This window comes from Pseudomonas sp. PKS (genome assembly GCF_051913525.1).
Lineage (GTDB): Bacteria > Pseudomonadota > Gammaproteobacteria > Pseudomonadales > Pseudomonadaceae > Aquipseudomonas > Aquipseudomonas guariconensis_D.
In genome coordinates this window covers 183,683-196,835 of record NZ_JBEGDO010000008.1, presented here as the reverse complement: position 1 = coordinate 196,835, position 13,153 = coordinate 183,683, and the positions used below count along the sequence as shown (strand labels likewise).

The window sequence follows — 13,153 nt, the reverse complement described above, 5'->3', positions numbered from 1 at the left end:
GACAAGCGGTGAGGTAGTGCAACGGAACAATGACTACAGCGATATTCAGGAGTAGCCTTTCGCTGCGCTTCACTATAGGAGTCTGTGCATGACCATCCGCCGTACCAAAATCGTCGCCACCCTGGGCCCCGCCAGCAACTCACCGGAAGTGATCGAACAACTGATCCTTGCCGGCCTGGACGTGGCACGCCTGAACTTCTCCCACGGTACTCCAGACGAGCACAAGGCCCGCGCCCGCCTGATCCGCGACATCGCCGCCAAGAATGGCCGCCACGTCGCGCTGCTGGGCGACCTGCAGGGTCCGAAGATCCGCATCGCCAAATTCAGCAACAAGCGCATCGAATTGAAGATCGGTGACAAGTTCACCTTCTCCACCGCCCATCCGCTGACCGAAGGCAACCAGGAAATCGTCGGTATCGACTACCCCGACCTGGTCAAGGACTGCGGCGTCGGCGACGAGCTGCTGCTCGACGACGGCCGTGTGGTCATGCGCGTCGAAACCGCGACCGCCGACGCCCTGCACTGCGTGGTGATCATCGGTGGCCCGCTGTCCGACCACAAAGGCATCAACCGCAAAGGTGGCGGCCTGACCGCGCCGGCCTTGACCGAGAAGGACAAGGCCGACATCAAGCTGGCCGCAGAGATGGACCTGGACTACCTGGCCGTTTCCTTCCCGCGTGACGCCAGCGACATGGAATATGCCCGCAAGCTGCGCGACGAAGCCGGTGGCACCGCCTGGCTGGTGGCCAAGATCGAGCGCGCCGAGGCCGTCGCCGACGACGAGACCCTGGACAACCTGATCGCAGCCTCCGACGCAGTCATGGTCGCCCGTGGTGACCTGGGCGTGGAAATCGGCGACGCCGAGCTGATCGCCATCCAGAAGAAGATCATCCAGCACGCCCGCCGCAACAACAAAGCGGTGATCGTCGCGACCCAGATGATGGAGTCGATGATCCAGAACCCGATGCCGACCCGCGCCGAAGTGTCCGACGTGGCCAACGCCGTGCTGGACAACACCGACGCGGTCATGCTCTCCGCCGAAAGCGCCGCCGGTGCCTACCCGATCGAAGCGGTCAAGGCCATGGCCCGCGTCTGCCAAGGCGCCGAGAAGCACCCGACCAGCCAGAAATCCAGCCACCGCCTGCACACGACGTTCGAACGTTGCGACGAGAGCATCGCCCTGGCCGCGATGTACACCGCCAACCACTTCCCGGGCGTCAAGGCGATCATCGCCCTCACCGAGAGCGGCTACACCCCGCTGATCATGTCGCGCCTGCGCTCGCACGTCCCGATCTACGCCATGTCGCCGCACCGCGCGACCCAAGCGCGTGCATCGCTGTTCCGCGGCGTCTACCCGATCGCCTTCGACCCAGCCTCGCTGCCGGCCGAAAAGGTCAGCCAGGCGGCCGTCGACGAGCTACTCAAGCGCGGCCTGGTGCAACAGGGTGACTGGGTAATCCTGACCAAGGGCGACAGCTACCACACCATCGGTGGCACCAACGGCATGAAGATCCTGCACGTGGGTGATCCGCTGGTCTGATGTTGTAGCACCCAGGGGCCGCTTCGCGGCCCATCGCAGGTTTGGCCAGCGCCCACCGCTGTACCTGTGGGTGCGGCCTTGCAACGCGAAAGGAGGGCAACGCCCTCCTCTGTTCACTCAGGCATGCTCGGTGAACACATCGGCAAACACCTGGTTCCTCGGCACACCGGCAATGAACAGCCGCCGCGCGAACTGCTCCACACTGCCCGGCGCTCCGCACGTCAGTGCCACCGTCTGTCGCGACGACGGGCGCAGCCCCGCCAACGCATCCTGCATCACATCTGCGGTCACGCACCACACATCCACCTGTGGATATCGGCTTGCCAGCTCATTCAAGGGGCCAGCCAGATAATGCCCCTGGCGATCCCGCGCCACGTGCATCACCTTGATCTCCTCCTGATGCCCCTGTCGCAGTGCCTCGCGCAGAATCCCCCACAACGGCGCCATCCCCGTCCCTGCCGCCAGCAGCCATAGCGGCCGATCCTGCCACCCGGCATCGTAGTGCAGGGCACCGCCCCTGAGCTCGCCCAGGCGCAGTTCGTCACCAACGGCCAAATGCCGGGCTTGGTCGCAAAAGGCCCCCGGCAGGCGGCAGTCCAGATGAAACTCCAGGCACGCATCTTCGCCTGGCAGGCTGGCCAGCGAATAAGGCCGTGCAACACCCTGCAGCCACAGCACCAGATGCTGCCCTGCCTGATAGCGCAGAGGCCGCTCGGGTTGCAGACGCAAACGCAATACGTCACCGAACCAGTCCAACTCGCAGACCCGCGCAGGCAGGCCGTCGGCCAGCGGGTCGAAGACGGCGACCTGCAGATCGCCGTTCACCCGGCACTGGCAGGCCAGGCGCCAGCCCTGCTCACGCTGCTCGGTGCCCAAGGCCTCGGGCATGGCATCCTCGGGCAGGCCTTCCAGGCAATGCACCAGGCAGGCGTGGCAACTGCCAGCGCGGCAGCTGTAGGGCACGGCATAACCGGCCTCGTTGAGGGCGTCGAGCAGGTTGCTGGCAGCCGGCACGCTCCAGCGGTGCTCGCCGACGCGAAGTTCGGGCATGATCGAGACATCTCCACACATCACTGCGCCCACTCTAGGGCTTGGCCGGCAATTGAGCAAAAAGGATGCCCACAGCATGCCGACCTTGGTCCAGACCACACGCAGGTGTGCCGGGCACCGATGCACGCTATACTGCCGCGCCCTTTTGCGTCGGCCACTGCCTGCCGGCGCGCCTTGCAAGGTGTTTCGACGCGCTGGTCGGCTGTGTCGAAAGAGCCTTTTTGAATGTTCCCGTCTTTAAGAGGAGCGCGCTGCATGACCGTGATCAAGCAAGACGACCTGATTCAGAGCGTTGCCGACGCCCTGCAATTCATCTCGTACTACCACCCCGTCGATTTCATCCAGGCGATGCACGAGGCTTATCTGCGTGAAGAGTCGCCCGCTGCGCGCGACTCCATCGCCCAGATCCTGATCAACTCGCGCATGTGCGCCACCGGCCACCGCCCGATTTGCCAGGACACCGGTATCGTCACCGTGTTCGTGCGCGTGGGCATGGACGTGCGCTGGGATGGCGCCACCATGAGCGTCGACGACATGATCAACGAGGGTGTGCGTCGCGCCTACAACCTGCCTGAAAACGTCCTGCGCGCCTCGATCCTGGCTGACCCCGCCGGTGCCCGCAAGAACACCAAGGACAACACCCCGGCCGTCATCCACTACTCCATCGTGCCCGGCGACAAGGTCGAGGTCGACGTCGCAGCCAAGGGCGGCGGCTCGGAGAACAAGTCGAAGATGGCCATGCTCAACCCATCCGATTCGATCGTCGACTGGGTCCTGAAGACTGTCCCGACCATGGGCGCCGGCTGGTGCCCGCCTGGCATGCTGGGTATCGGCATCGGCGGCACTGCCGAGAAAGCCGCGGTCATGGCCAAGGAAGTGTTGATGGAGTCCATCGACATCCATGAGCTCAAGGCCCGTGGCCCGCAGAACCGCATCGAAGAACTGCGCCTGGAGCTGTTCGAGAAGGTCAACCAGCTGGGTATCGGTGCCCAGGGCCTGGGCGGTCTGACCACCGTGCTCGACGTCAAGATCATGGACTACCCGACCCACGCCGCCTCGCTGCCGGTCTGCATGATCCCGAACTGCGCCGCCACCCGTCACGCCCACTTCGTGCTGGACGGCTCCGGCCCGGCCGAGCTGGAAGCGCCGTCGCTCGACGCCTACCCGGAAATCGTCTGGGAAGCCGGCCCGAGTGCCCGCCGCGTCAACCTCGACGCGATCACCCCAGAAGAAGTCGCCAGCTGGAAGCCGGGCGAGACCCTGCTGCTCAACGGCAAGATGCTCACCGGTCGCGACGCCGCGCACAAGCGCATGGTCGAGATGCTCAACCGCGGCGAAGAACTGCCGGTCGACCTCAAAGGCCGCTTCATCTATTACGTCGGCCCGGTCGATCCAGTCGGTGACGAAGTGGTAGGCCCAGCCGGCCCGACCACCGCCACCCGCATGGACAAGTTCACCCGCCAGATCCTCGAGCAGACCGGCCTGCTGGGCATGATCGGCAAGTCCGAGCGTGGCCCGACCGCCATCGAGGCGATCAAGGACAACAAAGCGGTGTACCTGATGGCCGTTGGCGGCGCCGCCTACCTGGTGGCCCAGGCGATCCGCAAATCCCAGGTCCTGGCCTTCGCCGAGCTGGGCATGGAAGCGATCTACGAGTTCGAGGTCAAGGACATGCCGGTCACCGTCGCGGTGGACAGCAACGGTGAGTCGGTGCACATCACCGGTCCCGCCCTGTGGCAGAGCAAGATCGCGCAGAGCCTTGCGGTTGAAGTGAAGTAAGCCTGATGTAGCAGCGGCGCCTTCTTCGCGGCTGAACCCACTCCACAGGGCATCCACTGAATCCAACAACAGTGGAGCGCTGGTAGGAGCCGGTTCACCCGCGAAGGGGCCGCAACTGTTCTATCCGATTCTGTCGAACTGCTCCGGCCAGTCCCGCCGGATGAACACCTGTCCTTCACGTCGAACCCGGCGTACCCCCTCCAGATCGACTTCACCCAGCAGCCAGCGGCTGCCCTTAGGGCAAAGCTCGGTGCTCTCGGCAATCACCCCATTACTCGGCATGCCGTAATCCGGCGGCACGAACAGCCCTGCCCGTCCGATATTCTCGTCAAGTGCCGGCGACCAGGCTGCCATGCCCACCGTCGGGCTTTGCAGCACCGCGATCTGGTTCTCCAGTGCTCGGGCCTGGGCTCCAATGCGCACCCGGTGATAACCAGCCTCGGTGTCAGTGCAGCTCGGGGCCAGGATCAAGTCGGCGCCCCGTTCGGCCAAGTGCCGGGCAAGCAGGGGAAACTCGTTGTCGTAACAGATCAGGATGCCCAATTGCCCCAGCGCCGTGTCGAACACCTTGAGCCCTTCCCCGGCAGCGATGTCCCATTGCTCACGCTCGAAGCGGGTCATGATCAGTTTGTCCTGATAACCCAGCACACCGTCCGGTCCGAACAGCCAGGCGCGGTTGCGGTAGCGCCCGTCCGTCTCGAGCAGCGGCAGGCTGCCCGGCTGCAGATAGATCCCCCAGCGCCGGGCGATTCCCTCGCACAAGGCAAGCCAGGGCTCGATCAGCGGCTGGATCCCAACGATCGACCCCTTCAGGTCGCTCCGTTGCTCAGGGGGCAACTGCCCGCTGAGGACCAACCCCGCATACTCAGGCAACAGCAACAACTGCGCGCCGCCCTCGACAGCCTCGGCGCACAAGCTCTGGAGGTGCTCGGCATAGGCCGCCCAGGTCTCGTGCAGCTCTATGGCGTACTGGCAAGCGGCCAGACGGATCACAAGGGCAGTTCCTTGAGCCAGAAGGACATGATCTTCGCCGATGCCTGCTCCTCGTCGAGGTCGCGCCAGGCATAGGTGGTGCGCAGCGACGGCTCATGCAGGAAGCCACGATTGCGCCAGAAACCGTGCAAGGGCTTGTAGTCAGCAGGACGCCGAGGATGCCCGGCCGGCCGCTCGACCGAGCAGAACGCGCAGTAATCGAACTCGGCGAGCTTGTGAGCATAGGACTCGCGCTCGATGAAAAAGCGCACGCCCAGCCCCTGGCCCCGGTAGGCCGGCAATAGCACCGACTCGCCGAAGTAGTAGACGCTCGCGGGGTCGCGCCCCTGGGCCAGGAACGGCTGCTGGAACTCAGGCGTCTCGTCGACCAGAGGCAGGCCCGTGGAGGCCCCCACCACCTGCCCTTGGTCGATGGCCAGCACCGCCAGGCTGCGCCCGGAGCGGGCGTAGGTGGACAAGTAGTCGGCCTCGTACTGCGGCGTACCGTCGTAAAGGTAGGGAAACTCGCGAAACACCGAAAGGCGCAGGCGAGCGAGGTCATCGATGTAAGGCGCAATCGCGGCGCCGTGCAACAGGCGGATTTCCATGCTTAGCGGTCGTTTTGTCGATGTGGATGACGCGCTCGGCTAAGCCGGGCTTGAGGGGAAACCCTATCATCCGGCCCAAGCCATCCCCTTTCCCGTACACGACAGGAACATTGCCATGACCGCTACCGAACTTGTGAACGCTTACTACGCCGCCTTCAACGCAGGCGACATGCCCACCTTCCTCGGATTGCTCAGCGAAGATGTGATTCATGACGTCAACCAGGGTGAGCGGCAGATGGGCAAAGCGGCGTTCGCGGCGTTCATGGACAAGATGAACCGCTGCTACCGGGAGCGTCTAGTGGACATCGTGGTCATGCAGAATGCCGATGGGAGCCGTGCAGCGGCGGAGTTCACCGTCCATGGGGAATACCTAGCCGACGACGAAGGGCTGCCGCCGGCCAACGGGCAGACGTATGTGCTGCCGGCGGGGGCGTTCTTCTATATCCATTGTGGGAAGATTGCTCGGGTGACCAATTACTACAACTTGAATGATTGGGTTGAGCAGGTGGTTTGAGTTTTTGAGGAGCGTGTGAATATCCAATATTGGTGGTGGCGCTGATCGCGCTTTTCGCCTTTACGGCGACCTACGTTGCTCGCGGGCAAAAGTAGGTCACCGTAAGGGCGGAACGGTGAGTCAGCGTCAACAACTCAAATGGATAAACCCACCAACACCAACCCAGCCCCAAAAAACTATCCAAGCACCCGCAAAAACGCCGCCAACCAAGCAGGGTGCGCCGGCCAGGCAGGCGCCGTCACCAGATTCCCATCCACATGTGCCTGGTCCAAAGCGATATCCACAAACCGCCCCCCCGCCAACCGTACCTCAGGCGCACACGCCGGATACGCACTGCACTCACGCCCCTCCAGCACACCTGCCGCCGCCAGCAACTGCGCCCCGTGACACACCGCCGCAATCGGCTTGCCCGCCTGGTCGAAGGCCTTGACCAGCGTCAGCACCCGCTCATCCAGGCGCAGGTACTCAGGCGCCCGGCCACCGGGAATCACCAACGCGTCGTACCCCTCGGCTCGAACCTGCACGAAATCGAAGTTCAAGGCAAAGTTGTGCCCGGGCTTCTCACTGTAGGTCTGGTCGCCCTCGAAGTCATGGATCGCCGTACGCACCGTCTGCCCGGCCAGCTTCTCCGGACACACCGCATGCACCGTATGCCCGACCATCTTCAGCGCCTGGAACGGCACCATCACTTCGTAGTCCTCGACGAAGTCACCCACCAGCATGAGAATTTTCTTGGCCGTCATCGCATCCACTCCTTCCGTTGCATGGGAACAATCCCTGCACGATAGTCCGCTTCAGCGCGTACGGGTACTCACCACAGCTCTAGTCGCGACGATTGAGTAGATTGACCACCAGCCGGTCGAGCCACCCCCACAGCCGCTGCTGCAGCCGACGCCAGAAGGGCCGGGCATGCCAGCGCGCCAGGTCGACTTCCTGGCTGAGGGCGAAGTCTCGCTCGAAGCTGGCGGCCACCGCCGCAGTCAGAGGCGGGTCGAGGGCTTCTACGTTGGCCTCGAGGTTGAAGTGCAGGTTCCAATGATCGAAATTGCATGACCCCACGCTGACCCACTCGTCCACCAGCACCATCTTCAGGTGCAGGAAGCACGGTTGGTATTCGAAGATCCGAACGCCGGCGCGCAGAAGACGGGGGTAATAGCGGTGCCCGGCGTAGCGCACCGCCGGGTGGTCGGTGCGCGGGCCGGTGAGCAGTAGGCGCACGTCGATGCCCTTCTGCGCCGCTCGCCGCAGGGAACGACGCACGCTGAAGGTCGGCAGGAAATACGGCGTGGCCAGCCAGATGCGCCGTTGGCCGCTGTTGAGGGCCCGCACCAGCGAGTGCAGGATGTCTTGATGCTGACGGGCGTCGGCGTAGGCCACCCGGCCCATGCCCTGGCCTTGGGCGGGCACCCGCGGCAGGCGGGGCAGGCCAAAGCCCTCGGCCGGGCGCCAAGCGGTGCGACGGTTGTTGGCGTGCCACTGGCGATCGAACAGCAGTTGCCAGTCGGTGACGATGGGGCCTTCCATTCGCACCATCACTTCATGCCATTCGCTGGTGTCGACGCCTGGGGTCCAGAATTCATCGGTAACGCCCGTCCCGCCCACCACCGCCCAGCATTCATCGACCAGCAACAGCTTGCGGTGGTCCCGGTACAGGTTGCGAACCCCACGTCGCCAACGCAGGCGGTTGTAGTAACGCACCTGCACGCCCGCCGCCTCCAGGCGCTGGCGCAACGCTGAGGGGAAGGCCAGCGAGCCGTAGTCGTCGAACAGGCAGCGTACCCGCACGCCACGGCTGGCGGCCTGCTCCAGGGCCTCGACCACCGCATCTGCACAGCGGCCGGCTTCGACCAGGTACAACTCCAGATCGACCTGGAATTCGGCGCGCACGATCGCCAGGAGCATGCGCGGAAAGAACGCAGGGCCGTCGATCAGCAGTTCGAACTCGTTGCCATCCCGCCAGGGGAAGACCGGCCCCGGCATGTCAGCGGGCGGAGAAGATCAGCACCGCACTCACCGGCACCGATGGGCTGATGGACGCAACACCGGAAAGCTTGCGCAGGGTCGCAAGACCCGGCAACAGATCGAAGTCCTCGGCGCGCAGGATCAACGGCTCCATGGTCACCACCTGGAAACGACGTTCGTCCAGGCGGGTGGCCAGCAGCAAGGTGTTGTAGCGGTGCGATTGCCCGTGCAGGGTCACAGTCACCGGCAGGCGAAGTTCAACCTGGGCGCCATTGGCCAGGTCGTTGATCGGGCGCAGGTCGATCTTCGTCTGTACAAGAGCCTCGGGGAACTTGGCGACCTGGAACAGCTCGTTGCGCATGCGCTCGTCACGTAGCGGTATGCCACCGCTGACCGAATCCATTTCGATGCTGACCTGGGCATTGCCTTTGCTGTCGACCTTGCCATGGAACACCAGGAAGCGGTGCACCTCCGAAGTATCGGCATTCTTGCTGGTGACGAAGGACAAACGCGAGGACTCGCCATCCAGGTGCCAACTGGCATGGGCAGGCAGGCACAAGGTCAGGAGCAGAGCAGGCAGCAGGCGGGGCAGTTTGAACATGTGAAATCTCGTGTAACAAGGCCGTCAACCTTACCCGCCCGCCTTCACTGCAGCAAGCGGCAGCCCTCCCGCGCGCCCACCCAGGCTGCCTGGTTGCGACGCCCCAAGCCTTCAGCGAGCACCTGACGTCGCGCGTGGTCCTCCTCCAGCCTGCCCAAAGGGAGATACTGCTTTACATATCCCCGGCAGTAGGTCTCATCGAAGCCCATGACAAAGCGGCACGAGCAGTACTCCTTGGCCGAGTAGGCCGACAGGATGCTTGGAAAATCCGCCAACGCCCGACGCTCGTGCCACGCCCACCCCAGCAATGCCACCACCAGCAACAGCACGACGCGCCTCATCCGCCCTCCCCGGCAACAGCCGCCAACACCCGCTTGAGCAGTTCGTTGTGCTGGAAGGTGCCGTCGCGGTCATCGCCGTAGCGCACGATCACCAGCTTCTGCGACGGTACCACGTAGAGCGCCTGCCCCCAGTGACCAAGCGCGGCATAGGCGTCTTGCGCAACGTCCGGCCAAGGCGCCGGTTGGCCCGGCAACCGCTGGTTGAGCCACCAGTGCCCGCCCGGATTGGCCTCGCCTGGGATCGCCTCGGCCCGCTCGAACAGCTGCCGATTGAACGCCACCCAGTCCCTGGGCAACAGTTGCCGCGCTTGCCAACGCCCATCACGCAGCATCAGCAGGCCGATGCGGGCCAGGTCTCGCGCACTCAGGTAAAGGTAGGACGAGCCCACGTAGGTGTCGGCGCCATCGCGCTCCCAGACCGCGTGGCGAATGCCCAAGGGCTCGAACAGCGCCTGCCATGGGTAGTCGTCATAGCTGTCGGCAGGCAGCATGCCACGCAAGGCCGCGGCCAACAGGTTGCTGTCGCCACTGGAGTAGCGAAAGCGCTCGCCCGGTGCCACCTCGGCCGGCTGCGCTGCGGTGAAGGCAGCCATGTCGGCGCGGCCACGGGTATAAAGCATGGCCACCACCGAGGACTTGAGCGGTGCGTATTCGTAGTCTTCCTGCCAGGCCAGGCCGCTGGCCCAATGCAGCAGGTCGACGATGCGCAGTTCGGAATGCACCTTGAGCGGCGGATAGTAGCGCCACGCCGGCTCATCGAGGGTAAAACGCCCTTCGCCGTAGGCCACTCCCAGCACAGTGGCCAGCACGCTCTTGCTGATCGACCAGGTCAGGTGCGCCGTGTCGGCACGGGTGGGCGCGACGTAGCGCTCATACAGGATGCGCCCGTCACGGATGACCAGCAGCGCATCGCTGCGCACACCCGTGCGCCCGGTCTCGTCGCGGTCGGGAAAGGCGTAGGCCTCGACCGTCTGCCAGTCGATGGCCGCAGGTTCGCGCTGCCAGTCCGGATCCGGCCATGACTCGGCCCACGCCGAAACGCTCACCCATGCCAGAATGCCCAGCAATTTCCCCAGCCTGCCCATGGCCGCCCCTCACGTGGCTGAACGGGCGAGCCTGCCAGGGTTTCATGACAATCCGACGGCGGCCCAGGCCTTGTGCAGGCGTTTCTCCCGCGCCGCCGTGGCCAGCGCCAGCACGCCCTGGTCGCGCTGCCACAACTGCATCCAGTGGGGCGGCCCGCCCGCCAGGGCTTTGTCGATCGCCTCGCGCAGCGCATGGAACTGGGCGAACAGACCGCCCAGCAGCAAGTGGCAGGCGGCGCTGTCGGCGCACTGTCGGCTGCCCTCGGCGCACCCACCCAGTAGGCCCAGTAAACGCAGCCGCAGGTCCTGGGGCCAGGCGCTTTCCTGACCGACGCCATACAGCCAGGCCACCAATGCGGCGAGCACGTAGAGGTCTTCCAACGAGCGGAAGGGTTTGACGTAGGCATCCCAGCCATCACCGGCAAGCCGTTCGCTGGCGGCCTGGTGCAACTGCAGGCGCGCATGACCGACTTCGGGCATCAACGGCAAGGTGGGCAAGGCCTCCAGCGTCACCCCTGCCTCACCCGGATAGACCACCGCCAGTTGCAGCCGGGGCTTCTCTCCATCGGCCTCACTACGCGCCGCCACCAGCAGCCATTCGGCGTCCAGCCCGGCGGTGACGAAATCCTTGCTGCCGTTCAGGCGCAGGTTGTCTAGCCGGGTTTGCATGTCCGCCGGGCGCACGCTGCGCCGCTCGGTGGCGCACAAGGCACCCAGGCTGGCCGGGGCACTGGGCCACAGCACACGCAGAGCTGCCTGGTAGCCGACCAGAAAGGCCAGCCCCGGCGTGGCCATCGCCCGACCACCGAGCACCGCCAGCTCGAAGGGCGAGACCTGCCCGAGACGCTCGAGCAGGGCGGCGTAGCCTTCACCCAGGCTCTGGGCCTGGGGCTGGCGGTAGGGGTCGTTGACTCGTTGCAACCAGGGCATCGCAGGCTCCTCGTCAGGGGTTGTCACGCAAGCATCACCAAAGCTTCACGGGGGTGACACCGCGCGTACCTAGGCTGACTTTGCACAACAAAGTCGACCGGCCGCAACCCTTGGCTGGCTCATGGAGACTCGCAATGACTCGGACCGCACGCTCTGGCGACACCAGCACTGAACGCCGTCTGCAAGCCGAACGCCTGGTCGGCGCCACGGCGCTGCAGGAAGCACAGGCCCTGCGCTTCAAAGTGTTCAGCGCCGAATTCCAGGCCAAGCTCAAGGGCGCGGAACTGGGCCTGGACATGGACGACTACGACATCCATTGTCGCCATATCGGCGTGCGTGACCTGGCCACCGGCCAACTGGTCGCCACCACCCGCCTGCTCGACCACCAGGCCGCCAGCAGCCTGGGGCGCTTCTACAGCGAAGAAGAGTTCAGCCTGCACGGCCTGCTGCAACTGCAAGGGCCGATCCTGGAGCTGGGTCGTACCTGCGTCGACCCGGCCTACCGCAATGGCGGCACCATTGCCGTGCTCTGGGGCGAGCTCGCCGAAGTGCTCAACGAAGGCCGCTACAACTACCTGATGGGGTGCGCCAGCATCCCCATGCAGGACGGCGGCGTGCAGGCCCAGGCCATCATGCAGCGCCTGCGCGAGCGCTACCTGTGCACCGAACACCTACGGGCCGAGCCGAAGAAACCATTGCCGACCCTGGCCCTGCCGAACAACGTCATCGCCGAGATGCCGCCCTTGCTCAAGGCTTACATGCGCCTGGGCGCGAAGATCTGCGGCGAGCCGTGCTGGGACGAGGATTTCCAGGTCGCCGATGTGTTCATCCTGCTCAAGCGCGACGACCTCTGTCCGCGCTACGCCCGCCACTTCAAGGCGGCGGTCTGATGCCTGGATTGCGGGCAATCGCCCGCCTGTCGCGTCTGCTGCTGGTACTGGCACTGGGCATCGTCATGGCCAGCGTGATCGCCCTGGGCGAACGCCTGGGCCTGAAGCCCTCCTGCGAACGCCGCCAGCACTGGACATGCCTGTTCATGCGGTATCTGGTCGCCACCCTGCCCTTCGAGGTCCGGGTGATCGGCCCTTTACCGTTGCGGCCGATGCTGTGGGTCAGCAACCATGTGTCCTGGACCGACATCCCCCTGCTCGGCATGCTGACGCCGCTGTCGTTCCTGTCCAAGGCCGAAGTGCGCCACTGGCCGCTGGCCGGTTGGCTGGCGGAAAAAGCCGGCACCCTGTTCATCCGCCGTGGCGGTGGTGACGGCCAGCGTCTGTCTCAGCAGATCGGTGAGCAGTTAGGCCAGCAACGGCCGCTGCTGATCTTTCCGGAAGGCACCACCACCGATGGCCGCGCCCTGCGCACCTTCCATGGCCGGTTGCTGGCCGGCGCCATCGACCAAGGCACACCGGTGCAACCGGTGGCGATCCAGTACCTGCGCGACAGTCAAGCGGACCCGATCGCACCGTTCATTGGCGATGACGACCTGGTGTCTCACCTGATGCGTTTGTTCCGCGAGCCGCGCGGGGAAGTGATCATCCAGCTGCTGGAGCCGATCCCCAGCCTAGGCAAGGAGCGGGCGGTGCTGGCGTTCCAGGCGCAGCAGGCAGTTCAGCTGGCCTTGTATGGGGACGACGAGTGGGAAGCGGTGCCGCGACGCCAAGCGAAGGCGGCCTGAGTCGTGTGGCGGTCCAATCGGCCCTTTCGCGGGTAAACCCGCTCCGATAGGGGTGGCGGTGATCCTTGAGGGTTTACCCGCGAAAAGGCCCGT

General features: G+C 65.0%; 14 protein-coding genes. 5 read left to right on the top strand and 9 right to left on the bottom strand.

Annotated features, from left to right (window positions below; all coding sequences use genetic code 11):
* Window positions 1-88: 88 nt before the first annotated feature.
* Entirely contained in the window at window positions 89-1,540 is a 1,452-nt protein-coding gene (gene pyk / locus ABOA88_RS11380) for a pyruvate kinase (RefSeq protein ID WP_043214932.1), read from the top strand.
* 117 nt (window positions 1,541-1,657) lie between these two features.
* Here the strand turns inward: pyk and ABOA88_RS11375 are convergent, their stop codons facing one another.
* Window positions 1,658-2,590: an iron-sulfur-binding ferredoxin reductase gene (locus tag ABOA88_RS11375; protein ID WP_367851552.1), complete on the bottom strand. Its 933-nt coding sequence runs from the start codon at window positions 2,588-2,590 to the stop codon at window positions 1,658-1,660.
* Window positions 2,591-2,845: 255 nt separating this feature from the next.
* Here ABOA88_RS11375 and ABOA88_RS11370 point away from each other — a divergent pair, with 255 nt between their 5' ends.
* On the top strand, window positions 2,846-4,369 hold the full coding sequence (locus ABOA88_RS11370) for a fumarate hydratase (RefSeq protein WP_043214937.1): 1,524 nt from the start codon (window positions 2,846-2,848) through the stop codon (window positions 4,367-4,369).
* A gap of 120 nt (window positions 4,370-4,489) precedes the next feature.
* Here the strand turns inward: ABOA88_RS11370 and ABOA88_RS11365 are convergent, their stop codons facing one another.
* Together ABOA88_RS11365 and ABOA88_RS11360 are read right to left on the bottom strand one after the other, a co-directional pair.
* Window positions 4,490-5,362, bottom strand: a complete 873-nt coding sequence (locus ABOA88_RS11365; protein ID WP_367851553.1) for a carbon-nitrogen hydrolase family protein — start codon at window positions 5,360-5,362, stop codon at window positions 4,490-4,492.
* Complete coding sequence (locus tag ABOA88_RS11360; RefSeq protein WP_043214941.1) at window positions 5,359-5,949, bottom strand: GNAT family acetyltransferase; 591 nt, start codon at window positions 5,947-5,949, stop codon at window positions 5,359-5,361. The genes ABOA88_RS11365 and ABOA88_RS11360 overlap by 4 nt, the downstream gene beginning before the upstream one ends.
* A gap of 115 nt (window positions 5,950-6,064) precedes the next feature.
* Here ABOA88_RS11360 and ABOA88_RS11355 point away from each other — a divergent pair, with 115 nt between their 5' ends.
* Window positions 6,065-6,463, top strand: a complete 399-nt coding sequence (locus ABOA88_RS11355) for a nuclear transport factor 2 family protein (RefSeq protein WP_196170890.1) — start codon at window positions 6,065-6,067, stop codon at window positions 6,461-6,463.
* Between the two features lie 176 nt (window positions 6,464-6,639).
* On the opposite strand, the gene ABOA88_RS11350 is transcribed toward ABOA88_RS11355, so the two are convergent.
* From ABOA88_RS11350 to ABOA88_RS11325, 6 genes are all read right to left on the bottom strand, one after another.
* Window positions 6,640-7,206 carry a DJ-1/PfpI family protein gene (locus ABOA88_RS11350; RefSeq protein ID WP_196170889.1) on the bottom strand — a complete coding sequence of 189 codons (567 nt, stop codon included), beginning with the start codon at window positions 7,204-7,206 and terminating at the stop codon, window positions 6,640-6,642.
* 79 nt (window positions 7,207-7,285) lie between these two features.
* On the bottom strand, window positions 7,286-8,443 hold the full coding sequence (locus ABOA88_RS11345; protein WP_196170888.1) for a phospholipase D-like domain-containing protein: 1,158 nt from the start codon (window positions 8,441-8,443) through the stop codon (window positions 7,286-7,288).
* A 1-nt stretch (window position 8,444) separates the two neighbouring features.
* Entirely contained in the window at window positions 8,445-9,026 is a 582-nt protein-coding gene (locus tag ABOA88_RS11340; RefSeq protein ID WP_196170887.1) for a YceI family protein, read from the bottom strand.
* A 44-nt stretch (window positions 9,027-9,070) separates the two neighbouring features.
* Window positions 9,071-9,367, bottom strand: a complete 297-nt coding sequence (locus tag ABOA88_RS11335) for an amidase (RefSeq protein WP_196170886.1) — start codon at window positions 9,365-9,367, stop codon at window positions 9,071-9,073.
* Window positions 9,364-10,443 carry a serine hydrolase domain-containing protein gene (locus ABOA88_RS11330; protein WP_367851599.1) on the bottom strand — a complete coding sequence of 360 codons (1,080 nt, stop codon included), beginning with the start codon at window positions 10,441-10,443 and terminating at the stop codon, window positions 9,364-9,366. The genes ABOA88_RS11335 and ABOA88_RS11330 overlap by 4 nt, the downstream gene beginning before the upstream one ends.
* 51 nt (window positions 10,444-10,494) lie before the next feature.
* A complete protein-coding gene (locus ABOA88_RS11325; protein WP_196170885.1) occupies window positions 10,495-11,382 on the bottom strand; it encodes an acyl-CoA dehydrogenase in 888 nt (295 codons plus the stop codon).
* Between the two features lie 134 nt (window positions 11,383-11,516).
* On the opposite strand from ABOA88_RS11325, the gene olsB reads away from it, so the two are divergent.
* Window positions 11,517-12,272 carry an L-ornithine N(alpha)-acyltransferase gene (olsB, locus tag ABOA88_RS11320; protein ID WP_196170884.1) on the top strand — a complete coding sequence of 252 codons (756 nt, stop codon included), beginning with the start codon at window positions 11,517-11,519 and terminating at the stop codon, window positions 12,270-12,272.
* Complete coding sequence (locus ABOA88_RS11315) at window positions 12,272-13,060, top strand: lysophospholipid acyltransferase family protein (protein ID WP_367851554.1); 789 nt, start codon at window positions 12,272-12,274, stop codon at window positions 13,058-13,060. The genes olsB and ABOA88_RS11315 overlap by 1 nt, the downstream gene beginning before the upstream one ends.
* Window positions 13,061-13,153 lie beyond the last annotated feature (93 nt).